The following is a 24,805-nucleotide window of genomic DNA, read 5'->3' as shown; positions in this document are numbered from 1 at the left end:
GGAATTGCCTTATGTCATCCACTATTCGCCTCTATCCGTCCAAGCCCGACAAGGTCTATGTTTACGCCACCTGCCTGGTGGATTTGTTTTCGCCACAAAGCGGTCTGGATGCCATTCGTCTGCTGGAGCTGGCCGGGGTTGAAGTCATCTACGTGCCCAAGCAAAGCTGCTGTGGCCAGCCAGCCTACTCCTCCGGCTACAACGATGATGCCCGCACCACAGCACTGAGCCAGATGGCCTTGTTTCCCGAACCCTGGCCAGTGGTAGTACTGTCTGGATCCTGTGGTGGCATGATGCATCATCACTACCGTCGACTGTTCGCCGGCAGTGAGCACGAGAATAGTGCCAATACATTCTGTGATCGGGTATTTGAACTCACCGAGTTTCTGGTGCATGTCTGCCGCCTCCGGCTGGAAGACAAGGGACCTGACACGTCTGTGGTGCTGCACACCTCCTGCGCCGCCCGCCGGGAGATGAAGGTGCATGTCACCGCCCGCCAGCTGCTCGGCCAGCTGGACCAGGTTGAACTGCGCGAGCAGGCCTATGAAAGCGAGTGCTGTGGCTTTGGCGGCACCTTTGCAGTGCGTCACCCGGCCATCAGCGAGGCCATGGTGCAGGATAAAACCCAGCACCTGAGTGACACTCAGGCAGAACAACTGGTAAGTGCCGACTGGGGCTGCCTGCTCAATATCAACGGTGCGCTGGAATACCAGGGTCGCCCCCTTAAGGGCATTCACCTGGCCAGCTTTCTGCTGAACCGGCTGGAGGGGCACCATGCATAACCAGCCACAACTCTTTCATCCCCAGGCCGAAGCTGCCCTGGCCGACAAAGAGCTACGCGCCAACTTTCGCGGCGCCATGGATTACCTGCGCGACAAGCGTAAAACCGCTTTTGACGACGCCGCCGAAGAAAACGCCATTCGTGATCGATCCGAGGCCATTCGCCAACGCTGCCTGAGCAAGCTGCCCGAGCTGCTGGAGCAACTTGAAGCCAACTGTATTGCCAACGGCATTCGCGTGCACTGGGCAGAAAACGCCGAACAGGCCAATGCCATTTTCACCGACATCATTCAGTCCCACGGCGGCACCCTGGCGGTGAAGGGAAAATCGATGGTGAGCGAGGAAATCGAGCTCAACGCCGCCATGGCAAAAGAAGGCATCAGTTGTCTGGAAAGCGACATGGGTGAATACATCGTCCAGCTCGGCCAGGAAACGCCGTCACACATCATCATGCCCGCCATTCACAAGAATAAGCGGCAAGTAGCCGACCTGTTCGCCGAACACGTACCCGGCTTTGAACACACCCTGGACGTGGATACCCTGATCCAGACCGGCCGCCGGGTGCTGCGTGAAAAATACCGCACCGCCGATGTGGGCGTATCCGGGGTCAACTTCGCGGTAGCCGAAACCGGCACCCTCTGCCTGGTGGAAAACGAGGGCAACGGCCGTATGTGCACCACCGTGCCCGAGGTGCATATCGCCATTACCGGCATCGAGAAGGTAGTGGAGTTTCTGGCCGATGTACCGCCGCTGTTCAGCGCCCTGACCCGCTCTGCCACCGGTCAGATGATCACCACCTACTTCAATATGATCAGCGGTCCGCGCAAGGACGATGAGCTGGACGGCCCCAAGGAAGTGCACCTGGTGCTGCTCGACAACGGTCGCAGCCAGGCCTTTGCCGACGAAGAGCTGCGCAAGACCCTGCAATGCATTCGCTGCGGTGCCTGCATGAACCACTGCCCGGTGTATACCCGTATTGGCGGCCACGCCTACGGCACCGTCTACCCCGGCCCCATCGGCAAAATCATCTCACCTCATCTGATGGGCCTGGACGCGACTCAGGACCTGCCCACCGCTTCCAGCCTGTGTGGTGCCTGCGGCGAAGTATGTCCGGTGCGCATTCCGATCCCCGAACTGCTACAGCGGCTGCGCCATGAGGCCAAGCAGGAGCCCAACCCGGGAGCTTTACCTCTGCGCGGCCAGAAGGCGGCGGCCAGCAACACCGAGGCCTTTGTCTGGCGCAGCTTCGCCCTGGCTACCCGTCAGCCGGCCCTGTACCGCGCCATTACCTGGTGTGCAACCCGACTGCGCCGGCTGATCCCGAGCAAACTGGGCCCCTGGACCCGTTGCCGTACAGCCCCCAGACCCGCCGCCCGCACCCTGCGTGAACTCATGGCCGAGAGGAACAAATAATGTCGACCGCCCGAACTGCTATTTTCGACCGGCTGCGCCGGGTTAATGCCCTGCCGCTGTCCGCCCCGGAACCGGACTATCCGATCTGGAACAACACCGATACCGACACCATGCTGGCCCGGTTGACCGGGCTGCTGGAGCAGAACCACGCCGAGGTGATCCGTCTGCCCCGCAGCGGTCTGGTCAGTACCCTGCAGGACCGGCTTGCCCAGGCCGGAATTAAACGGGTGTCCACCGGTACCGGCGGCGAATTTTTTGACGACATCATGCAAAGCCTTAACGACCACGTCGAGCAGATCTGCTTTGACCGCCCTCTGGAAGAGTGGAAGGATGAACTGTTCAATCAGGTGGATGCGGGCATTACCGGTTGCCATGGCGCCATTGCCGCTACCGGTAGCCTGGTGCTGTGGCCGGGCCCGGAAGAGCCACGCACCCTGTCGCTGGTTCCGCCTCATCATATCGCCATTCTGAAAGCCTCCACCCTGCACACCAACCTGCCGGCCATGATGGCCAGCGAAGGCTGGAATCAGGGGATGCCCACCAACCTGCTGCTGGTCTCGGGGCCGTCCAAAACTGCCGACATTCAGCAAACCCTGGCCTACGGTGCCCACGGACCCAGTGCCCTGACGGTACTCATTCTGGAGGATGCTTGATGGAGGCTCGTTACCAGCTTCTGGCCGAGGAACTGTCCTCCTTTTTGCCCACTGAACGCATTATTTCCGATCCGTCCTTATGCCTGGCCTATGGCACCGACGCCAGCTTTTACCGGCTTTTGCCCAGGCTGGTGCTGCGGCTGGCCAGCCCCGAGGAAGTCGTACAGGTGCTTGCAGCCTGCCGGCGACACCGCATTCACTGCACCTTTCGCGCCGCCGGCACCAGTCTGTCTGGCCAGGCGGTGTCCGACTCAGTACTGATCACCCTGACCGACGACTGGCGCTCGCACCGTATTGAGGACGATGGCAAGCAAATCGCCCTGCAACCCGGAGTAATAGGGGCCGATGCCAACCGTTATCTGGCTCCCTATGGCCGTAAAATTGGCCCGGATCCGGCCTCCATTAACAGCTGCAAGATAGGCGGCATCGCCGCCAACAACGCCTCCGGCATGTGCTGCGGCACCGCCCAGAACTCCTACCGTACCCTGCACGGGCTCAGCCTGGTGCTGGCCGATGGTACCCGGCTCGACACCCGCGACGCCGACAGCCGGGCCCGCTTTGCCGAACGCCGGCCCGACCTGCTGGAAGGACTCTCGCAACTGAGCGAGGAAGTAAAGGCCAACCCCGCGCTGTGCGAACGTATTCGCCACAAGTACCGGCTGAAGAACACCACCGGCTACAGCCTGAACGCCCTGACCGATTTTGATGATCCCTTCGACATTCTGGCCCACCTGATGATTGGCTCCGAGGGCACCCTCGGTTTTATGGCCGAGGTCAGCTACAACACGGTCCCGGATCACCCGTTCAAGGCATCCTGCCTGCTGGTGTATGACAACATCGAGACCACCTGCCGGGCGGTTACTGCACTGTCCCAAGCGCCGGTGGCCGCAGTAGAACTGATGGACGGCCGGGCCCTGGCTTCCATTGCCGACAAGCCGGGCATGCCCGACTTCATCGGCGATCTCGACCTGGAAGCCGCCGCCTTGCTGGTAGAAGTACACGGTGCCAGCGAGGCCGAGCTGCTGGCTCTGTGCGAGCAGGCCATGGAGGCGGTTACCCCCTTTGCCCGCTGCAACGAAATCGCTTTTACCCAGGACAAAACCACTTGCGCCGTCCTCTGGGGCATACGTAAAGGCATGTTCCCAGCGGTGGGTGCGGTGCGCGAAACCGGCACCACCGTCATCATTGAGGACGTGGCTTTCCCGGTGGAAGAGCTGGCCCCGGCGGTACGCAAACTGACCGCGCTGTTCGACCGCTTCGGCTACTCTGAGGCCATCATTTTTGGCCACGCCCTGGCCGGTAATCTGCATTTTGTATTCACCCAGGGCTTTGACACTCAAGCAGAGCTGGACCGCTACGGCGGCTTTATGGACGCCGTGGCCCAGCTGGTGGCGGTGGACTACCAGGGCTCGCTCAAGGCCGAGCACGGCACCGGCCGCAACATGGCCCCCTATGTGGAGCTGGAATGGGGCCGGGACGGTTACACCCTGATGCAACAAATCAAGGCTCTGTTCGATCCGGATGGACTGCTGAACCCCGGAGTAATCCTCAACGAGGACCGTCAGGCTCATTTAAAGGATCTCAAACCCCTGCCCGCCGCCGACGACATCGTCGACAAATGCATCGAATGCGGTTTTTGCGAGGCGGTGTGCCCGTCCCGGGATCTGAGCCTGACTCCGCGCCAGCGCATTGTGCTGTTTCGCGAGCTGCAGCGCCGAACCGCCGCCGGCGAACACACCGACGATACCCTGCAACGGGTGTTCGACCGCCTGGGGGTGGACACCTGCGCCGCCACCGGTCTGTGTGCGCAGCGTTGCCCGGTGGGCATCAACACTGGCGATCTGGTACGCCAGCTGCGCACCGCACGCTACCGTAAATTCGAGCCCATCGCCCGCTGGACCGCCAAACACTTCGCTACCACCACCAAAGCCATGTCCATGGGGCTGAACGCCGCAAGTTTGGGCCGCAAGCTGCTGGGCGAACACAACATGGGCAAACTCAATCGCGGGATGCGCAAGCTCAGCCACGATCGGGTACCGCTGTGGCTGCCGGGAACCCCGGCCGCCAATCCGCACAAACCCACAACCAGCACCTTGCAAGGCGACAGACCTAAAGTGGTGTATTTCCCATCCTGTGCCAGCCGCACCCTGGGTGCAGATCCGAACGCGAAAGACGGCCGCTCACTCACCGAAGTGACCCTGGCTGTGCTGGAAAAAGCCGGCTTTGAAGTGATACTGCCGGGCGATCTGAACAACCTGTGTTGCGGCATGCCCTATCAGAGCAAGGGCATGCTGACACTGGCCGAGGACAAGGCCGCCGAGCTGGAGGCCCGGCTGTGGCAGGCCAGCGAACAAGGCCGCTGGCCGGTACTGATGGACACCAGCCCCTGCGCCAAACGCACCCTGGAGACTCAGCGCCTGCCACTCAAGGTATTTGAACCGGTACAGTTCGTACTGGAGCATGCCCTGGAACGACTGACGCTGACTCCGGTGGAGGAAACCGTGATGCTGCATATCACCTGCAGCAGCCGGCGCATGGGACTGGCCGACGCCATGCTGACACTGGCCCGACGCTGCGCCAAAGAAGTGGTGGTGCCGGAACATATTGAATGCTGCGGCTTTGCCGGCGACAAAGGCTTCACCACGCCGGAGCTGAACACTGCCGCTCTCAAGCCGCTGCGGGAACAGGTGCCAGCAGGCTGTACCCGGGGCATCAGCAACAGCCGCACCTGTGAGCTGGGCCTGAGCCACCACAGTGGCATTCGCTATGAGTCCATCCTCTACCTGGTGGATCAGGCGTCGGCCTAAGCCTCCACCCGCAAGAACAGCCGCCCGCGTCACAATCGTACCGTCGTCTTTGCCACTAACCGTAGAATATGCAACATTCTGCGGTTAGTGGCCGTTTTTTTGAGCGGTTCATGGCCGAAATGAGCAATTCTGTACAAAGACAGCCGGCGGAGGCAAGACATCATGAAAGAGCACACCCGGTTCCTGCAACTGAACGAGTTCGGTGGCCTGGAAATGCTACAGGCCCGTTACCATCGTCAGCGCTTTTCCCGTCATGTGCACGAAACCTTCTGCGTCGGTGTCATCGAAGATGGCGCCCAGCGCTTTTACCGCTCCGGAGCCGAGCACGTGGCGCCCAAGGGTGACATCATTCTGGTCAACGCCGATGAGGTACACACTGGCTCATCGGAGCTGGCTACCGGCTGGGCCTATCGCGCCATCTATCCCCACCCCGAGCTGTTTCGCAGCCTGTCCCGGGACGTCAGGCAGGTTGACGGTCAAGTCCCCTGGTTTCCCGAAGCCGTACTGCATGATCCCGGTCTGGCAGAGCAGCTGCTGATGACCTTCAAGCTGCTCGCCCAACCGGACAATGCCCTGCTGAAGGAAACCCTGCTGCTGTCATCACTGAACTGGCTGATGCTGCGCCACAGCCGAACCAGAGGCCAGGCTGGCCGTCTGCCGCCGGCAGCACAACGGGTGCAGCGAGTCCGGCAGCTGATCGATGACTGCCCGGAGCAGGATCTGTCCCTCAGCACCCTGGCAGCCACCGCCGGGCTCAGCCCCTGGCACTTTTTGCGCCAGTTCAAGGCCAGCACCGGCATGCCACCCCACGCCTATCTGGTGCAGGCCCGGCTGCGCAAAGCCAAGGCCCTGCTGCTGAGTGGGCAGTCGATCAGCTCAGTATCGACCCTGTGCGGCTTTACCGATCAAAGCCACCTGCATCGCCACTTCAAGAACGCTTTCGGCTTCACGCCGGGGGAATTCGTGCGGGGCGTGGCCTGAACCAGACCGCCACCTAGCCCAGCAACTTCATCCAATACCGCGGCGGTGGCCGACGCTAGCCTTGAGTCATTCTTTCTCGGCCTGCGGTCACTACAATGAACATCCCTCTATTTCCTTTGAACAACACTCGGCAACACCGCCGGGAATGGCTCACCGGCGCCATCGACATGCTGCCCCTGTGCCTGGCGGTGGTGCCCTGGGGCATACTGGCCGGCTCCATGGCCGTTCAGTCCGGCCTAACCCTGGGGCAGAGCATCGGCATGTCGGCCATCGTCTTCGCCGGCGCGGCTCAGCTGGTGACCCTGGGGTTACTGATGTCCGGTGCCAGTGTGCTGACCATCATGTTGTCGGTGTTTTTCATCACCTCACAGCACTTCCTCTATGGCCTGACCCTGCGGGAGTACGCCGCCTCACTCGCCGGCCGGCAGCGCCTGGCCCTCGGCTTTCTGCTCACCGATGAGCTGTTCGCCCTCAGCGGCAGCCGGCACGCCGGTCCCGGCCTATCGGTGAGCTATCTGCTCGGGGCCGGGCTCACCTTTTATATCGGATGGGTGCTGTTCAGCCTGCTGGGTATAGTGATGGCCAATGCAGTGCCGAATCTGGACCACTACCACCTCGATTTTTCCATCGTCGCCACCTTCATCACCCTGGTGGTGCCCATGATTAAGCATCTCAGCACCCTGGTGGGGGTACTGCTGTCCCTGCTGCTGTCGATGCTGCTGTCGGTGCTGCAAATAGAGGGGGGCATCATCATTGCCGGCTGCAGCGGCATGGTGTGTTCGGTACTGGTGTCGAAACTTGGAGGAAAAAAATCATGATCTGGCTTTTAATTCTGACCCTGGCGGGAATTGTCTTCATCAACAGATATGTTTTTCTCGACCCAAGAGTGCCGGTGCGTCTGCCGGCTTTTATTCACGAGGCCCTGAAATATTCGGCACCGTGTTTGCTGATCGCCATTTGCGGTCCCATCATCATGATGGAAAACGGACTAACTCGAAGCATGCCGGATAATCCCTACCTGTGGGGTGCCGTGCTAACCGTGATTATTTCTCGCCTGGTCGGTAACCTGTTTCTGGCCGTACTTGCCAGCCTGACAGCCTTTTATATTTTAAATGCAATGCTTTCCCCCCCGGCCTGAGTGACTCACGCTGCCGTCAAAACCGGAGCCTCGGGCTGATAAACCTGACGGGGATGAACATCGGCTTGCGGCCCCCGTACCGGCCGGCACGGACTTGAGCAAACGAGCATAGATTCCCGTGATCGACTCCATATTGTTTTACATTTTTCTAAATAGGAAGTTTACAAACCAGGAACAGTCGGTAAGGTCTGGCTTTTAGCTTTTAAGACAAGTCTGAAAGGAAGAACAAATGACTATTGAGCGCCAGCAAACCGGCCAACGCATGAGCCGTATTGTTAAACACAACGGCACCATCTACCTGTGCGGTCAGGTATGCAAGGATGCCACCCAGGATATTACCGAGCAGACCATTACCATGCTGGAAAAGGTGGATGAACTGCTACAGGAAGCCGGTTCAGACCGTGAGCATCTCCTCTCAGCCACCATTTATCTGAACACCATGGCCGACTTTACCGCCATGAATGCGGTATGGGATGCCTGGGTACCGGAAGGTCATGCTCCCGCCCGCGCCTGCGTAGAAGCAGCCATGGCCCGTCCGGAGCTGCTGGTGGAAATTTCGGTCGTCGCTGCCGAAATCTGAACACATCGTGCCGGGTGAGTCCCGGCATGAGCAAGCAGGATGTTTGGCATCAAAAAATAAAAGCCCGGTCTGCCGGGCCTTTAGACGTTACGCTGGCGGGAGCAGTGTATTTACACCACACCCTGCTCGATCATGGCATCGGCAACCTTGCGGAAACCGGCAATGTTGGCACCCAGCACCAGGTTGTGGGGCTCACCGAACTCAGCGGCGGTTTCACTGGCGTTCAGGAAGATGTCCTTCATGATCACTTTCAGCTTCTCATCCACTTCTTCAAAGCTCCAGCGCTGCATGCTGGCATTCTGGGCCATTTCCAGCTGACTGGTAGCAACACCACCGGCGTTGGCAGCCTTGCCCGGGCCGTAGCTGATTTTGGCATCCAGGAACACCTCTACCGCTTCCTGAGTAGACGGCATGTTGGCACCTTCAGATATCCCAATCACGCCATTGGCAATCAGTACCTTGGCATCGGCTTCTGACAATTCGTTCTGAGTGGCACAGGGGAAAGCCAGCTGGGCCGGAATACGCCATACCGCATTGCCATCAGCCGGATAATCGGTAGCGGGAATGAACTTGGCTTCCGGGTGGGCTGCCACATATTCGTTCAGGCGCACCTTGCGAACTTCTTTCAGCTCTTTCAGGGTGTCCAGGTTAATACCGGTCTCGTGATACACGGTACCACTGGAGTCGGAACAGGTGACCGGAATAGCACCCAGCTGGTACAGCTTCTCGATGGTATAGATGGCCACGTTACCGGCACCGGATACCAGGCAGCGCTTGCCGGCCAGGGTGTCACCTTTGGCTTCCAACATGTACTGAGCGAAGTAAACACAGCCGTAACCGGTGGCTTCCTTACGCACCAGAGAACCGCCCCACAGCAGGCTCTTGCCGGTGAGAACGCCATCATAGTTACCGGTCAGACGCTTGTACTGGCCAAACATGTAACCAATTTCACGGGCACCCACACCGATATCTCCGGCAGGAACATCCTTGGTCGGACCAATGTGACGATACAGTTCGTTGATGAAAGACTGGCAGAAACGCATGATTTCACCATCGGACTTGCCTTTCGGATCAAAGTTGGCACCACCTTTACCACCGCCGATAGGCAGACCAGTGAGGGCGTTTTTGAAAATCTGTTCGAAGCCGAGGAACTTAATGATGCCGGCGTTCACGCTGGGGTGAAAACGCAGACCACCCTTATACGGACCCAGCGCCGAGTTGAACTCGATACGGTACCCCTTGTTCACCTGCACATTGCCCTGATCGTCAACCCAGGGAACCCGGAACATGATCTGGCGCTCGGGCTCAACCATCCGCTCAATAATGGCATGCTTCTTGTATTTCTCGTTGGTTTCGAGAATAGGTTGCAGGGAGTCGAGCACTTCCTCTACCGCTTGATAAAACTCTGCTTGTGCCGGACTGGTCTTCTGCAGCTTGACAATGGTGTCATGAATATACGTCACGATGTCTTCCTTGTTATTGTTTCTAAATCTCGATTGGGGATGCATCTTTAAGAGACCCCGTACTATTGAAATATGGCTCTGCTCTCGGGTCAACGAATAATTTTCAAATTATTATACTAAAAAGAAGAATATTTATGCTTTCTTAGACCTCAGAGTCCGATCGCGACTCCCTCTCAACTCTCCGCAGGCGGACTATGCTTGTAACAGTGAACAGGGAGACAAACGATATGGATGTCAGCGGATCCTGGTCGGCCCGAGAGCAGATTCTGGGCCAAAAACTGATTGAACAGGGACAACTCACCGACAAAGAGCTGAGCCGGCTGGAACGTATGCAGCAAGGCCAGCAAGAAGTCATTCCCCTTACCCGCCTGTTACTGAACCTGGGCATGATATCAGAACGGGAACTGGCCCGTATTCTCGCCGAACAGCACGAGCTGCCACTGACCGAAAAAAATCACTATCCCCCCACTCCGCCACTCGACTACCCACTGCCCTACCGCTTTCTCAAAGAACATCATCTGGTTCCTCTGTTTCTTGAAGAAAACACCCTGGTGCTGGCCATGGTGGATCCCGGAGACGAGTTCGCCCTGCAGGCCATGGCCATGCTGTGTGGCCGGCCAGTTCGTGCTCAGGCAGGAGTGAGTTCGGAAATCGACGCTGCCATAGAACGACTCTACGGCGAAGGCCAGAGCAAAATGGGAGACATTCTGTCGGCGGTGCAGGAAGAAGAGGAAACCGAGGAACGTATTGCCCAGCTCAAGGACATGGCCAGTGAAGCGCCGGTCATTCGCCTGGTCAATCTGCTTATTCAGAAGGCGGTAGAACTCAGGGCCTCGGACATTCACGTTGAGCCTTTTGAAAACCGGCTTAACATCCGCTACCGCATTGACGGCGTGCTACAGCAGGGTGAAGCACCACCGGTGAACATGACCCCAGCCATTATCTCGCGCATCAAGATTCTGGCCCGGCTCAACATTGCCGAACGACGGCTGCCTCAGGATGGCCGTATCGAGCTGCGGGTTCAGGGACAGGATCTGGATATCCGGGTGTCCACCATACCCACCATGCATGGCGAAAGCGTGGTCATGCGTCTGCTTAACCGGGAAAGCGTGGTACTCGACTTTAATGCGCTCGGCTTTGCCGCAGATACCCGAATCAGATTACAACAGGTGCTGGCCATCCCACACGGCGTACTGCTGGTCACCGGTCCCACCGGCAGTGGCAAAACCACCACTCTCTATACCGCCCTTAACCGTCTTAACACGACCGAGCGCAAGCTGATCACGGTAGAAGATCCGGTGGAATATCAGATGGAGGGGATCAATCAGATACACATTAAGCCGGCCATCAACCTGACTTTTGCCAGCGCCCTGCGTGCCATTGTGCGTCAGGATCCGGATGTCATTATGGTAGGGGAAATGCGTGATCTGGAAACCGCCCGCATTTGCGTGCAGTCGGCCCTTACCGGCCACCTGGTGCTGTCCACTTTACATACCAATGATGCCGCCAGCAGCGTCACCCGGCTGCTGGAAATGGGGGTGGAAGACTACCTGCTGACCTCCACCCTTAATGGGGTGGTTGGCCAGCGCCTGATCAGGGTGCTTTGTCCTCACTGCAAGGAAAGTTATGAACCTCTGCCGGAGCTGGTACGTGAACTGAAACTGGAACCCCTCACACCCGGCGAACCCATCCGGCTTTATCGTCCTGTCGGTTGCCCGCACTGCGCCAACACCGGTTATCACGGCCGGCTGGCCATTCAGGAATTGCTGGTCATGAACGACGATATTCGCAAACTGGTGCTGAGCCATGCCGATGCCGGACAAATTCAGCGGGCCGCCGTGGCCGGCGGCATGCGTACCATGTATGGCGATGGTCTGCTCAAGGCACAACAAGGGATCACCAATGTGGAAGAGGTGATTCGGGTCACCCAGGAGGCCTGACATGGCGCTGTTTCATTTCAGGGCGGTCAGCCACAGCGGTGAAGAGCAGGAAGGCCGGCTGGAGGGGGCCGATCAGCAGGCCATTGTGATGCAACTGCAGCAACGGGGCTTGATCCCGCTCAGTGTTGAGCCTGCCGCTGAACACGGTGCCGGTTTGCTGAATATGAACATAAACCTGGGCCGCCGCAGCTCCGGCGAACGCCACATTCAGGCCCTGACTCAGGATCTGGCAGCTCTGCTCAAGGCCGGTGTTCCTCTGGAACGGGCCCTTGGCATCATGATCCAGGTTCGCGACCAAGAAGATGACATTCGCCTGCTGAGCCGGATTCGTGAAGGTATCCAGCGAGGGCAGGCATTGTCGGCGGTACTGGCTGAACAAAATGCCGGTTTCTCGCCGTTTTATCTCAACATGATCCGTGCCGCTGAAATATCGGGCAACCTGGAGCAGGGCCTGGCAGATCTGGCGCAGTACCTGGAACGCAGCCGGCAGCTGCGGGAAAAGGCTCTGTCGGCATTAATCTATCCGCTGATCCTGCTGCTGGTGTCGGCCATTTCACTGCTGATCATTCTCACCTATGTCATCCCTCAGTTTCAGCAGCTGTTTGCCGATATGGGCCAGACCCTGCCCCTCCCGACCCGTATCGTTATCGGCACCGCCGAGTTCATAAAAAGCACCGGACTGTGGCTGCTGCTGGGCCTGTTACTGGTCCTGATCTATCTGCGCCGGCGGCTGCGCGAGCCTCACATTCGTCTGGCCTGGCACCGGCTGTTATTGCGTCTTCCCCTGGCCGGAACACTGATTCAGCGGCTGGAGGTAGCACGCTTTACCCGCAGCCTGGGCACACTGATGCAAGGTGGCGTACCCCTGCTGAGTGCCCTCGATATCGCCCGCCAGACCCTCGGCAACCAGCTGTTGATGGATATCCTGGCCGAAGCCGGCCGTGAACTGAAAGAAGGCAAGCGACTGGCGGATCCACTGCAGGCCTCAGGCCGGTTTCCGCCCCTGGCCATTCAGATGATCCGGGTCGGCGAAGAAACCGGCCAGCTGGAAAGCATGCTGCTCAAGGTGGCCGACACCTACGACCGGGAAGTGGAAAACGCTATTCAGCGTCTGCTGACCATCATGGAGCCCATGATGATCCTGGGTCTGGGGGTGCTGATTGCCGGCATTATCATTTCCATGCTGGTGGCCATTCTCGGTATCAACGAACTACCCATCTAGGGAGGTAATCGTGCGTTATCAACATAAACCATACGGACCCGGTTTTACCCTGCTTGAGCTGCTGGTCGTGCTCGTTATTCTGGGGCTGCTGGCCAGTCTGGCCGGGCCGCAGGTACTGCGCCAGCTGGGTGGCTCGAAAACCAAAGCAGCGGTCCTGCAGATCAAGGAGCTGAGTACGGCACTGGATCTTTACCGGCTGGAAGTAGGCCGCCACCCGAATACCGGAGAAGGACTGCAAGCCCTGCTCAGTGCTCCCTCCGGGGCCAAGGGCTGGAACGGCCCTTATCTGAACAAAAAGTCTGTTCCGCTGGACCCCTGGGGCAATGAATATCAGTACCGCTCCCCCGGCCAGCACGGCGAATTCGATCTGTTCAGCCTGGGTGCCGATAACCAGCAAGGAGGTTCAGGTGAAGCACAGGACGTGGTCAGCTGGGAGTAACACAACCGGCTTCACCCTGCTTGAGCTGCTGGTGGTACTGACCATCGCCACATTGGCCCTGACCGTGGCCCTGCCGCGCTTTGCCGCCCTGCTGCCCGGAGCCGAGCTGAAAAGCTACAGCCGGCAAACCGCTGCCCTGCTGCGGCTGGCCCGCAGTCAGGCCATTGCCACCGGCAACATTGTGCTGTTAACGCTAAATTCGGAACAGCGGCAAACACAACTCGCAGAGCAAATACATGCCTGGCCGGACGGTGTGACACTGACTCTTTCCGGCACCGGCAAGCCGCAACGTCCCGATGCCCCTGCCGAACTGACATTTTATCCGGACGGAACCAGCAGTGGCGCAACCCTGCTGGTAGCAGGCGAACACCTGCGCTATCGCATTCAGGTTGACTGGCTCACCGGCCGGGTATATTTCGATGACTAGCTCCTCTGTACACAAGGGCTTCACCCTGCTGGAGGTGCTGGTGGCCTTCGCTGTGCTCACCATCACCCTCGGGGTGCTGCTGAATATTTTTTCCCTGGCCATCCGCACCACCCAGGCTGCACTTGAGCAACAAAAAGCGGTGCTGCTGGCTGAATCGAAACTGGCTGAACTGGATGCCGGCCTGACACTGCAACCCGGGGTAGAACGAGGAGATTTCAACGACCGCTTTGAATGGGAAACCCGGGTAGAGGAATACCACAGCCAGGGGCTAATGGATAACCAGACCCTGTTTATCCCCTACCGGCTGTCGGTAATAGTGAGCTGGAGCGACCACCGCCAGTATGAGCTTTCCACCCTGCGGCTGGTTCGCACGGAGGCCCGATGACGACCACCGGACTAAATGGCTGTTCAGGTACTGTCGCCATTTTCTGGGGTCACTCCCATCGGCGAAGGAACGTCATTGGCGAAGGCGGGGACGGGAGTCCATGCCACAGCCCCCGCCGGTATCTGATTGTCGTCCGAGCGCCACCGCTCAAGAGTCGTCTGCTCTGGATCTCCGCCTCCGCGGAGATGACAACTTGGCAATGTCACTCCCGCGAAGGCGGGAGTCCATGCAATATTTCCTGGCCCCCCGCCTTCGCGGGGGTGACGTGCCTATGCAGAGATAACGGTCACCGGACCGCTGCGATAAAGGAAACAATATGACACGTCCGCGCGGCTTTACGCTGCTGGAGCTCATGGTTGCTCTGAGCCTGCTCACCCTGCTGGCCGGTCTGATGTTCGGCGGCTTTCGCATTGCCAGTCGTACCTGGCAAACGGTAGACGAACACAGCGGTCAGTTGAGCGAAACAGTACAGGCCCAGCGCTTTCTGCGCCGGCTGCTGGCGCGCAGTGAATCCCGTCTGGTACCGGAAACCCGGGAAACCTCCCTGCTGTCATTTCAGGGAAGTGAGTATTCACTGATATTTATTTCGGCTCTGCCGGAACGGAACAGTCGCACCAGTCAGTCTGCCTGGTTTTATCTGGCTCTGGACAGCACCGCCCCTGAACTCCCCCAGCTGATACTGAAAACCCAGCCGCTGGGCGGGCTGGATCCGCCCACTCCCGAGCAGCCGGAGATCACCTTTGACTGGTACCAGATGGTGGATGATTTTCAGCGCCCTGACGGTATCCCTGCGCTGCTTACCTTGCCTGCGGCCGATTTCCGCCTGAGTTATATGCCCCGGGAAGAAGACGGCATACAGGCCGGCTGGCAGAGTGACTGGCAACAGCAGGATGCACTGCCTGAATTGATGCGTATAACCCTGACTGAGGACTGGCCGGCGCTGGTGGTGTCTCCCGGAGAACAACGCAATGTTATCAAGCAATTCAAATAGGGGAATCGCCCTGGTCAGCGTGCTGTGGCTGCTATTACTGCTGACAATACTGGCCTCAGGGTTATCGGTAAACAGCCGCAGTCAGGCCAGGCAAAGCAGCAACATCGCCCATGCTGCCCAGCTTTATCAGGGAGCCGATGCCGGCCTGCAACTGGCACTGCTGGCCCTGGCACAACCTGCCGATCAACAGCCCTGGCTGGCCGATGGCAGCCCCTATGTTGTGCCATTCGATGACATGGAAATATACATAGCCCTGTTTAATGAAAGCGGCCGTATCGATCTCAACTCCGCCGGCCCCGAGCTGCTCGATGGCCTGCTGGCCACGGCAGAGCCCGACGATGCCCTGCGCGCACGGCTGACTGACGCCATTATGGACTGGCGCGACGGCGATGATTTGCGCCGGCTGAACGGTGCCGAAATAGATGATTATCTGGCGGCAGGCCTAAACTACGGTCCCGCCAACGCCCCCTTCAGCACAGTAGATGAACTGCAGCAAGTGCTGGAAATGACCCCGGAGCTGTACCGGAAAATTCGTCACAGTCTGACCCTGCGCAACCCCCGCCAGGGCATTAACCCGCAATTCGCTCCCCGCCAGGTGCTACTCTCCCTGCCCGGCGTGAGCGAAGCCACGGCAGATCAGTTTATTGAGGACAGACGCGCCCGGCATGAGGCAGGACAACCGCCTCCCGCTACCGACATGTTTCCTCAGACCTTGCTCTCTGGCGGCGCTCCCGGGGTCAACTACACTATTTATACTGAATCCCGAATGAATACTGTCTATCGCTACCGGCTGTCCGCCAGCCTGCTTAACCGCCGAGGCCGGCCTCTGGTACTGAAAGCGGAGCAGGAGTTTATTCCGCTGCTTACCGACACTACTCCTGATGGAGACACCCTATGGACGGGGACCGACTAACACAGGCAATGGGTTATTACCGCCGCCATGTTTTAACCTGGCTGCAGCGCTTCTGGCACTGGTGGAGCGGACAACTGCTCGGCATGCTGCCGGCCAATGCACGCCAGCGTCTGTTCCGGCCAGGTCAGCAACTGTGCATTTACAGCGGTCCGGATCACTACCAGCTTCAGCTGCAGCCCGGGGGCCAGTTACAGGCCCTCACCGATATACCTCCTTCTGAACGACAGCAACTACTGCAAAAAGCCAGTCAGGTACACCTATATCTTCCAGCCAGCGAGTTACTGCAGACGAAGCTCACCTTGCCTGCTGCCACCGCCGGCGACCTGGAAAACGTACTGCGCTTTGAGATGGACAGACACACCCCTTTTACCGCTGATCAGGTCTATTTTGGCTTTACTGCCAGCCCGCAGAAAAAAAACCAGCCGCATATCGACGTGACCGTGCTGCTGGCGCCCAGGGAGCGAATTGACACTTACCTCACCGAGCTGGCAGAACTGGAACTGTACCCTGTCCGGCTTTTTTCGGCCGATAATACCGATGCTCCCGCCATTACCCTGCCGGTCAGCTCAGTACGAACCTTCCGGAAAGCAGGCCGGCTGAAAAACCTGAATGGTGCCCTGGTACTGGTGATGCTGTTTTTGCTCATTGCAGTTCCCCTCTATCACCGGCAAAACCGCATCGACAGCCTCACCTCCGAGATAAACCAGCCTCGCCAGCGAGCCGAGCAAACAGCCGCCCTCAAGCGTGAACTGGCTTCACTGCGCAACAGCCTGGCCTTTCTCGGCAAAAAACAGAGCGATCGTAACCCTACCCTGCCGCTGCTGAGCGAACTGACACAACAACTGCCCGATCACACCTGGCTGACCCGGCTGGAACTGGAACATGACACGCTGCAAATTCGCGGCGAGTCGGCCAATGCCTCTGAACTGATCGGTCTGCTGGAAGGTTCAGCACTGTTTTCCGATGTTCGCTTCAGCTCTCCGATCACCAATAACCCGGCCACCAATAAAGAGCGCTTCATGATCACCGCCCGTCTGGCTGAAGGAGGTGCGCCATGAACCTGGATACAAAGCAACAAAAATGGCTGGCACTGGCCCTGCTGGGGCTGGTGGTGGTGCTGGTGTTCAGCCTGATCATCAGCCCCCTGTTCAGCCTGTTCTGGCGTCAGGGCGACAGGCTGGAGCAACTCGAAGGTCAGCTGGAACGTTACCAGCGACTGGCCGGAGAACTGGAGCAGACCGAGCAACAACTGCAGCAACTCAGCGCCGAGACCCCCGACGACAACCTCTATCTGCCGGAACAGCGCCCGGCCCTGGCTCAGGCCTGGCTGCAACAGCACCTCAACCGCCAGGTGGCACAAAGCGGCGGCCAGCTGGTCAGTATTCAGAATGCGCCTGCCAGCAGCGACGGGCCGCTGCCAGAGGTGATGCTGAGGGTACATTTGCGCAGCGAACTGAACGAACTGGTCCCGCTTATTCATGCCATCGAATCGGGCATGCCGGCATTGTTTATTGAAGATCTGGTGATCACCGCCTCTCCTCGCCGGGTACGCGCGCGCAACAACCAGGTAGTGGCACGCCGGCAAAGTGCCCGGGTACGGGAGATTCCATCTCTCGATGTGCGCTTCAATCTGCTGGGCTATACAAAACAGGAGGCCCCATGAAACATCCCCCCTGGCCCCTGTTGCTGATGCTGTGGCTGCCGGCAGTACTGGCACAGAATGAGGATGAAACGGCACCGGAATACCCGCCTCTCGAGCAGTTTGACAGCATGCTGGAACGACCGCTGTTCAGCACTACCCGACGTCCGGAAAACAATGAGGACGACAGCGAAACCCTGAGCGAAAGCGCCGCCGAAATGCGGGAAAAATGGCGTCTTAGCGGCGTGGTGTGGGAAAACGAGCAACAACTGGCACTGTTCAGCGAACGGCAGGGAGAAGGCAGACTGCGTATTCGCACGGGTATGTATCTGGACGGCAACTGGCAACTGCAAGACATCACCGAAGACAGCGTCACCCTGACCGATAATGGCCAGCGTTTACGGCTGGAGCTGTGGGAACCGAGGGAGCCTTCCACCCGGCCTTTGCCGGAGCAGGAGGAATCAGCCCCCACCGACGAGCAGCCTGAACAGGATAACGACCACGGCAACGAGCCGGAAACCGAACAAGGAAGTAACGGGGAGTCATCATGAGCAAGCTTTCATTACCTCACTGGCTTGGCACCGGCCTTATCTGTACTTTACTGGTGGCCTGCTCCAACCCTACCGGAGACCGGCCCGCCCTCGACAAGCCCTGGGGCAAAGACAGGGTGAGCAGCAACTACGATCCGGTCAAACTGCCATCAGGCGAGCGGCCTGCCGACCGGCTGCCCAGCAGCCTGACACCGGCTACCGCTGCCTCTCCCTCTACCCGCAGTGAAATTTACCGAGGCTCGGGCAACTTTATGCGCCTGGGGCAGACGGAACAGACCCAGGCATCAGCCCCCGGCGATGTCACCCTCAATTTTCAGGGGTCCGATATTGCCGAAGTAGTGAAAACCATACTGGGCGATATTTTGCAGCTTAACTACTCCCTTGACGAACGGGTGCGCGGTCAGGTCTATCTGCAAACCAACCGCCCCATCAGTCAGGACGACCTGCTGCCTACCCTGGAAAGTCTGCTGCAGACTCACGGTGCCGCTCTGGTACACAGTAACGGCCTGTTTAACGTGATACCCGCCGGTGAAGTGCCGCCCTCGGCACTGAACCCTCGTCTGACACCCACCGCCGAACGGGGATACCAGATGCTGATTCTGCCGCTGCGCTATATCGGAGCCCGGGAAATGGAAAAAATTCTGGAACCGGTAAAACCCCGGCAAGGTGCCATGATGGTGGACGACAGGCGCAACCTGATTACCCTGGTGGGCACCCGCGACGAACTCATCAATATCCGCGATACCGTCAACCTGTTTGACGTAGATCAGCTGCGCGGCATGTCGGTGGGACTGTTCCGGTTGCAGGCCAGCAGCGCCGAGGTTATCGCCAGTGAATTGCAGGCCATTTTCGGTGACGAAGCGGAAGGTCCGCTGGCGGGAATGGTACGCTACCTGCCCATAGAGCGGCTCAACGCGCTGCTGGTGATCACTCCCCAGGAGCGTTACCTGTCCGACGCCAGAGTGTGGATACAACGTCTGGACCGGGCCGAGAATCCCCGGGGACTGAACATGTATGTTTATCACGTACAAAACGGCAAGGCTGACCACCTGGCCGAGCTGCTTAACCAGCTGTTCGACAGCCAGCGCCGCAACAGCGCCGGTTCGCCCCTGCCGGCAGCTTCCAGTAATGAAGAAGGCAGCCCGGTGCAGATTGCCACCGGTATTAACGCCGCCAACCTGGATGTAGGTGAAGTCAGCGTGATTGCCGACACCGAACGAAATGCCCTGGTGGTGATGGCCGCCAGTGCCGACTACGAAAAAGTGGAACAAGCCATCAAACGACTGGATCAGCTGCCGTTGCAGGTACTGGTGGAAGCCACCATTGTCGAAGTCAGCCTGGAGGACGAATTACGCTACGGCCTGCAATGGTATTTCAAAAACAGCCTGGGCGGTGGTCGCACCGGCGTAGGTGCCATCGGCGCCCTGCCCATACCTTCACCTTTTGATGGCGGCCTGGATGTCAGCGCCAGCTATGAAATATTCAATGCGGCTGGCACACGGGCCCTGCTCCAGGCGCTGGCCAGCGACTCCAAAGTCAACGTGATTTCCTCGCCCTCGCTGATGGTGCTCGACAACCAGAAAGCACTGATACGCGTGGGGGATCAGGTGCCTATCCGCACCTCGGAAACCACCAACCTTAACAGTGATGTCGGTAACGTCACCAGCACCATTCAGTATCGCGATACCGGTGTGTTACTGGAAGTAACCCCCAGAGTAAACGCCGGCGGCATGGTGGTGCTGGAGCTGGTCCAGGAAGTGAACGACGTGGCCACCACCACCAGCTCCAACATTCAGTCACCCACCATTACCCAGAGAAAAATCGACACCCGGGTGGCGGTGCAGAGCGGCGAAACCCTGGTGCTGGGCGGGCTGATACGCGAAAACACCACCCGCGACAGCCAGGGCGTGCCCGGCATTCGCCATGTGCCGGTATTGGGCTGGCTGTTCGGCAGCAGTGGCACCAACACACGTCGCACCGAGCTGGTGGTGCTGATCACCCCCACTGCTGTCACTAATGCCATCGACGCCCGCGCCGTGACCCAGGAATACCGCAGCAAGATGCTACAGGTGGCGATGTAATTCAGTCCGAGACCCGCCCCGCAGAAAGCGGGCCGGGTCTCGGCGTCTGACTGTTTCTGTCCTCGTGTTCATTTCAGGTTACACCTGACTTTTCACTCCGTTGTTTTATTTTTCAGTCAGTTGCCGCTACCTGACTAAAAAACTGTTAACTCCGCTTAACAGTTTTTCTCTATCCCTCCCTACCAGATACAAAAAAACCCTTGCTTATTAACAGGTTAATCTTTTGGCCCGATATATGCCTGCTTGTACGGGTGAGTTAAGGCTGACCACTGTCCGGCCATGCTGGTAGTGGTCCTTACACAAGCTCAGTCACCGGTTGCACGCTCATGGGAAGTGCAACCGTGTCTGTCTGATCAATGTTCATGACCACACCACAAGGAGGTTGGACATGCACCGTTTTATAACCAAAACAAAAACGACGCCCTGGTGGCTGTCTCTGTTTTTGTTGATAGCAGCAGCCTGGCCGGCTCAGGCTGTCGATGATCCGGAAGGGTTACAATTTACCTTATCGGGCTGTCGGCAAGAGGCCGGTGATATCATTCCATCCGGCGATCCACTGATCGCCCCCATTTGTGAGGACGGAGCTTACACCACGGGTAACCTGGGGAAACTATGGGCCGAGCTTGATCTGGTCCCCCACCGGCTGATCCTGACCAAACAAAAAAACGATCCCAACCAGATCTACCGCGTTGTGGTCTCGGGAGATAATGAACTCAGCAGCGGACTCATTGGCTGGGACAACATCACAGTCCCGGTAATTAACACCGACAAGTCCTCTGCAAGCTGCCAGATTATGGACGTCGGCCCTGTTTCATATGCCAGCGGTGCAGTAGGCGGGGTGGAACAAATTGTTTATCGCTATATCGATATCAAACATGACTCCGCGACAACTTGTGTACTGGATTATGCCCAGCGGCTCTCCATCACGTCTGCCGGCTTCTCCGGATCTTCATTACAGTCACAATTACTGAAACAGGATCTGTCCAGCATAGGTCAGCGTACCTTGTCCTTGCCGGTGGCAGACATACTGCCCCAGGAAATCAGCAAGGAAATGACCGCCTCGCAGGACATCGAGAACGACTGGAACGTGATGAAATCCATTGAGCCCGTGGTATTTGACTTCGGCGATACCTGCGACCCGGAAACTCCGCTCAGTCAGGACGTCACCGTCAAGGTGGAGTGGACCAAAACCCCCACACCGGGCGGCGTGCACGTTCAGACCGTGGTCACAGCAACCAACCCCTCGTCTCGTGACGTGCTGATCCGCGTGACCGACACCATCTTCGACGGCAACACCGAACTGGATATGGTCGATACCAGCATTATGCCCGCAGCCGACGACGACGGCTTTATTCTGCTGCCCGCCAATAGCATGGTGCCGGTACTGGTACATGAATTCGACGCGCCTTCCCATGTCACCGACCTCAACGACAAAGCGGTGGCCGAATACAAGGATCCCATCTTTAACGATGTGACTATCCCCACCGAAGACGACACCGCTACCGCATCAGCGGAAATCGAACCCGGCAATACCTTCAACGATACAGCCACCATCACAGATACCGAGACTATCTCCGACACCAATAGTGCACTGAGCTTCTCGGTCGATCCCGTGACCGTTGGCGCCTTTGATGGCTACACACCCGGCGACAAGGCCACCAAAGTGGTCTGGAATTCCGGTGTGCTCAGCAACAGCGGCGAAGTGTACTTTGACAAGACGGTATACATAGACGGACCGGCGATAGTGACGGACGGTATACTGAAGGATAAGGCGGTACTGACCTCGGGCGAAGGTGAAAATCAGATAGTCCGCAAGGCCTTCGCCAAGACCAAAATCACGTCCGGCGCCATAGTAGAACTGACCATTAAAAAATCCCTGTCTGATGACATCTTGCAGGGCGGCGAATCCGCCACCTTCAACTTTGAAGTCAAATCCGGCGATGATGTGATAAAGAGCGCCAGCATAGAACTGAATGGTTCCAGCTCCGGTTCAACCTCCATTTCCGGCCTGGCTCCGGGCAGCTACAATGTACTGGAACTGGCCACCACCGGCTTTACCACTGCCACCAACCCGCAACCGGTCAGCATCAACCTGCCTGACTGTGAAGGTGAAGTGAGCTTTGTTAACGATCCAATCGAGCCCAAGGCAAAAGTGAAGAAAGTCACCTTCCCTGCCGGCAATGAAAGCGGTTGGGAATTCACCCTGTGGAAAAACGGCGAAAAAATCGAAGGCCCCCTGGCCACTGGCGGCAATGGTGAACTTAACTTCACCGCTATGCTGGGCGAAGGCAACTATGAGGTAAAAGAAGCTCTGAAGGACAACTGGCAGCTGACCGGCGTGACTGATCCGCGCAATGACAACGGTGACAAGATCTGTAGCTTTACCGTTGATCTGCCGGACGACTACAACGGCGTCAATAACAGTGGCTACTTTACCTGTACCTTTGAAAACACCAAGGATGCCCGCGTGCTGATCCGCAAGGTAGTACAAGGCGATGCCTGGCTGGATCCTGACGGCACCTTTGACTTCAGTGGCGATCTGGGTAACTTTGCCATTTCCACTACGGCCTTTGATACCCCGGTAAACAGCCCCAGCGGCTATGTTTACGTTACCCCGGGTATCGAGCCCTATCTGGTGTCAGAAGCCGATCCCAGTCTCAGCAACTTCTCCTTTAAGGAGGTCACTTGTGTGGAAGACGGCCTGCTCAACAGCGGCCAGTCCGGCACCTTGCTCCGTACTGCGGAAATTGTGGTGGAACCGGGTGAAAAGGTCGTATGTACCTTCGTCAATACCAAGGAGGCTGCACCGGGCGAGATCATCATTCGCAAGATCACCAAGGGAGGCACTGGTCAATTTGCCTATGACTTCACATTGGGTGGCTTCAATCTGATGACCGAAACCGAAAATGTTCCGGTAAGCAGAGTATTCCCGGGCGTAGCAGCCGGTCTGTATAAGGTGGAAGAATTGTTCCCCTTCAACAGTGCCGACGGATTCGACCTGGTTGACCTGCAGTGTGACGATCCCAACGAAGTGGATGGCAACACCACCGACTGGAATGGTGTGAACTGGGATGGCAATACGCCAAGCGCCAACATCAGCGTGGACGATGGCGAAACCGTGACCTGTACCTTTGTGAACAGGAAACGCGGCAGAATCATCGTCGACAAGATAGCCAACCCCAGTGATACCGGACAGAGCTTTGTGTTCAAGTCCAGTTACGATACTGAAGATTTCTTCCTGAAACACGGAGAAAAGAATGATTCAGGCTGGTTGGTGCCCGGTAACTACAAGGTAAGTGAAATCGTGCCCGATGGCTGGGATCTTACCCAAACCAGATGTGTATCGAACGGGGAAAATGGCACAGACAGCTTGGTCAACGGCGTGCAAAACCCTGTCCCCATTGAGCTGGATGCCGGTGAAGTAGTCCGCTGTACCTTTACCAATGTACAGCGCGGTATGGTGGATGTGGTTAAGACCCTATCCGGTAACCCACTCGACGATGGAGACAGTTTCACCTTTGAAATTCGTCTGGGTGACGGTACCGGTCAGGCTATTGCTGCAGCAACCGCAGCCGGTCCACTGGGGGCGGGAGAAGCTGTTGACTTCGCCTGTACTGCTGAAGGCCCTTACTGCATGACAGTTGATGGCATGGCCAAGTTCCCAGTCTACAACGGAGCTCTGGTTCAGTACGCCTTCTGTGAAACCAACATGGACCCCGGCTGGCAGAACGTACAAGTCGATGAATTCGGTACACCGCTGGATCCGCAAAACTGGTTTGTACCGGGCGGCGGAGATCCTGAACTGGACAACAGTGTGGAATGCATTGCCTTCACACTGGAGCCGGGTCAGACCACCCGCTTCTATATCGATGATGTACCGCCTCCTGGTGGAGATGCCAGAACCATCGGCTACTGGAAAAACTGGACATCCTGCGATGGTCGTGGCAATCAGGATCCGGTCATGGACATGAACCTGCCGATCACCCTGTACCAAGGCTTCAGTATCGGTGACAGCGTCCTCGGTGAAGCTCCTGACGGTCAGTGCGCCATTGCGGTGGATCTGCTCGACAAACGTCATGTGGGCATTCTGGATGAAGTCAGGGACAGCGACAAACGAGCCAACGATGCGGCTTACAGCCTGGCTGCTCAGTACACAGCCTATCTGCTGAACCAGAACGCAGGAGCCTACTATTGTGCTAAGGCCGATAGTGCGGCCGGCGAGGCTGCTTACCTGCTGATGGACATTGACTTTAACGGTCAGGGCAGCTACCTGCCTTCCGGCAGAAAAGGCTCTGATCTCAACCTGAGTCGCAAGCACTACAAAGAGCTGCAGGATCTGGCCCGGAAACTGGCCGGTATCCTTGACAGCTATAACAATAACGAATGCCAGTAACGGCAATCA

The 24,805-nt window shown here is 58.0% G+C and carries 21 protein-coding genes; 20 read left to right on the top strand and 1 reads right to left on the bottom strand.

Annotation, left to right across the window (positions count from 1 at the left end):
• The first annotated feature begins 11 nt into the window (after nucleotides 1-11).
• The 8 genes from B6S09_RS14870 to B6S09_RS14835 all read left to right on the top strand — a co-directional run bounded on the left by B6S09_RS14870 (nucleotide 12) and on the right by B6S09_RS14835 (nucleotide 8,352).
• Nucleotides 12-782 (top strand): (Fe-S)-binding protein, encoded by a 771-nt coding sequence (locus tag B6S09_RS14870; protein ID WP_094279284.1) that lies wholly within the window; start codon nucleotides 12-14, stop codon nucleotides 780-782.
• Nucleotides 775-2,193, top strand: a complete 1,419-nt coding sequence (locus B6S09_RS14865; RefSeq protein ID WP_094279283.1) for a LutB/LldF family L-lactate oxidation iron-sulfur protein — start codon at nucleotides 775-777, stop codon at nucleotides 2,191-2,193. Before B6S09_RS14870 ends, B6S09_RS14865 begins: the two co-directional genes overlap by 8 nt.
• Nucleotides 2,193-2,846, top strand: coding sequence for a LutC/YkgG family protein (locus B6S09_RS14860; protein WP_094279282.1), 654 nt, complete (start codon nucleotides 2,193-2,195; stop codon nucleotides 2,844-2,846). Before B6S09_RS14865 ends, B6S09_RS14860 begins: the two co-directional genes overlap by 1 nt.
• Entirely contained in the window at nucleotides 2,846-5,653 is a 2,808-nt protein-coding gene (locus tag B6S09_RS14855; RefSeq protein ID WP_094279281.1) for an FAD-binding and (Fe-S)-binding domain-containing protein, read from the top strand. Before B6S09_RS14860 ends, B6S09_RS14855 begins: the two co-directional genes overlap by 1 nt.
• Nucleotides 5,654-5,815: 162 nt before the next feature.
• Nucleotides 5,816-6,634: an AraC family transcriptional regulator gene (locus B6S09_RS14850; protein WP_094279280.1), complete on the top strand. Its 819-nt coding sequence runs from the start codon at nucleotides 5,816-5,818 to the stop codon at nucleotides 6,632-6,634.
• Nucleotides 6,635-6,729: 95 nt separating this feature from the next.
• Entirely contained in the window at nucleotides 6,730-7,452 is a 723-nt protein-coding gene (locus B6S09_RS14845; protein WP_094279279.1) for an AzlC family ABC transporter permease, read from the top strand.
• Complete coding sequence (locus tag B6S09_RS14840) at nucleotides 7,449-7,772, top strand: AzlD domain-containing protein (protein WP_094279278.1); 324 nt, start codon at nucleotides 7,449-7,451, stop codon at nucleotides 7,770-7,772. The genes B6S09_RS14845 and B6S09_RS14840 overlap by 4 nt, the downstream gene beginning before the upstream one ends.
• Nucleotides 7,773-8,001: 229 nt before the next feature.
• Nucleotides 8,002-8,352, top strand: a complete 351-nt coding sequence (locus B6S09_RS14835; RefSeq protein ID WP_094279277.1) for a RidA family protein — start codon at nucleotides 8,002-8,004, stop codon at nucleotides 8,350-8,352.
• Between the two features lie 110 nt (nucleotides 8,353-8,462).
• On the opposite strand, the gene gdhA is transcribed toward B6S09_RS14835, so the two are convergent.
• Complete coding sequence (gdhA, locus tag B6S09_RS14830) at nucleotides 8,463-9,815, bottom strand: NADP-specific glutamate dehydrogenase (protein ID WP_094279276.1); 1,353 nt, start codon at nucleotides 9,813-9,815, stop codon at nucleotides 8,463-8,465.
• Nucleotides 9,816-10,042: 227 nt separating this feature from the next.
• Here gdhA and gspE point away from each other — a divergent pair, with 227 nt between their 5' ends.
• The 12 genes from gspE to B6S09_RS14770 all read left to right on the top strand — a co-directional run bounded on the left by gspE (nucleotide 10,043) and on the right by B6S09_RS14770 (nucleotide 24,796).
• Nucleotides 10,043-11,755, top strand: coding sequence for a type II secretion system ATPase GspE (gene gspE, locus B6S09_RS14825; RefSeq protein WP_094279275.1), 1,713 nt, complete (start codon nucleotides 10,043-10,045; stop codon nucleotides 11,753-11,755).
• A 1-nt stretch (nucleotide 11,756) separates the two neighbouring features.
• On the top strand, nucleotides 11,757-12,977 hold the full coding sequence (locus B6S09_RS14820) for a type II secretion system F family protein (protein ID WP_094279274.1): 1,221 nt from the start codon (nucleotides 11,757-11,759) through the stop codon (nucleotides 12,975-12,977).
• 10 nt (nucleotides 12,978-12,987) lie between these two features.
• Complete coding sequence (gene gspG / locus B6S09_RS14815; protein WP_094279273.1) at nucleotides 12,988-13,416, top strand: type II secretion system major pseudopilin GspG; 429 nt, start codon at nucleotides 12,988-12,990, stop codon at nucleotides 13,414-13,416.
• A complete protein-coding gene (locus B6S09_RS14810) occupies nucleotides 13,385-13,843 on the top strand; it encodes a GspH/FimT family pseudopilin (protein WP_094279272.1) in 459 nt (152 codons plus the stop codon). Before gspG ends, B6S09_RS14810 begins: the two co-directional genes overlap by 32 nt.
• Nucleotides 13,836-14,228 (top strand): type IV pilus modification PilV family protein, encoded by a 393-nt coding sequence (locus tag B6S09_RS14805; RefSeq protein ID WP_094279271.1) that lies wholly within the window; start codon nucleotides 13,836-13,838, stop codon nucleotides 14,226-14,228. The genes B6S09_RS14810 and B6S09_RS14805 overlap by 8 nt, the downstream gene beginning before the upstream one ends.
• A gap of 316 nt (nucleotides 14,229-14,544) precedes the next feature.
• Nucleotides 14,545-15,219: a prepilin-type N-terminal cleavage/methylation domain-containing protein gene (locus B6S09_RS14800; RefSeq protein ID WP_094279270.1), complete on the top strand. Its 675-nt coding sequence runs from the start codon at nucleotides 14,545-14,547 to the stop codon at nucleotides 15,217-15,219.
• Complete coding sequence (locus tag B6S09_RS14795) at nucleotides 15,197-16,132, top strand: type II secretion system minor pseudopilin (protein WP_094279269.1); 936 nt, start codon at nucleotides 15,197-15,199, stop codon at nucleotides 16,130-16,132. The genes B6S09_RS14800 and B6S09_RS14795 overlap by 23 nt, the downstream gene beginning before the upstream one ends.
• Nucleotides 16,114-17,190 carry a PilN domain-containing protein gene (locus B6S09_RS14790; RefSeq protein ID WP_094279268.1) on the top strand — a complete coding sequence of 359 codons (1,077 nt, stop codon included), beginning with the start codon at nucleotides 16,114-16,116 and terminating at the stop codon, nucleotides 17,188-17,190. Before B6S09_RS14795 ends, B6S09_RS14790 begins: the two co-directional genes overlap by 19 nt.
• The gene (gene gspM / locus B6S09_RS14785; RefSeq protein WP_094279267.1) at nucleotides 17,187-17,795 is read left to right on the top strand and encodes a type II secretion system protein GspM; all 609 of its coding nucleotides are present in this window, start codon (nucleotides 17,187-17,189) and stop codon (nucleotides 17,793-17,795) included. Before B6S09_RS14790 ends, gspM begins: the two co-directional genes overlap by 4 nt.
• Nucleotides 17,792-18,322: a type II secretion system protein N gene (locus B6S09_RS14780; RefSeq protein WP_094279266.1), complete on the top strand. Its 531-nt coding sequence runs from the start codon at nucleotides 17,792-17,794 to the stop codon at nucleotides 18,320-18,322. The genes gspM and B6S09_RS14780 overlap by 4 nt, the downstream gene beginning before the upstream one ends.
• Nucleotides 18,319-20,403 carry a type II secretion system secretin GspD gene (gene gspD, locus B6S09_RS14775; protein WP_094279265.1) on the top strand — a complete coding sequence of 695 codons (2,085 nt, stop codon included), beginning with the start codon at nucleotides 18,319-18,321 and terminating at the stop codon, nucleotides 20,401-20,403. Before B6S09_RS14780 ends, gspD begins: the two co-directional genes overlap by 4 nt.
• A 388-nt stretch (nucleotides 20,404-20,791) precedes the next feature.
• Nucleotides 20,792-24,796 (top strand): prealbumin-like fold domain-containing protein, encoded by a 4,005-nt coding sequence (locus B6S09_RS14770; protein WP_094279264.1) that lies wholly within the window; start codon nucleotides 20,792-20,794, stop codon nucleotides 24,794-24,796.
• Nucleotides 24,797-24,805 lie beyond the last annotated feature (9 nt).

The sequence above is a fragment of the Oceanimonas baumannii genome (assembly GCF_002245495.1).
Lineage (GTDB): Bacteria > Pseudomonadota > Gammaproteobacteria > Enterobacterales > Aeromonadaceae > Oceanimonas > Oceanimonas baumannii.
Note: the sequence above shows the minus strand (reverse complement) of the source record. Positions and strands in the feature narration are given on the sequence as shown.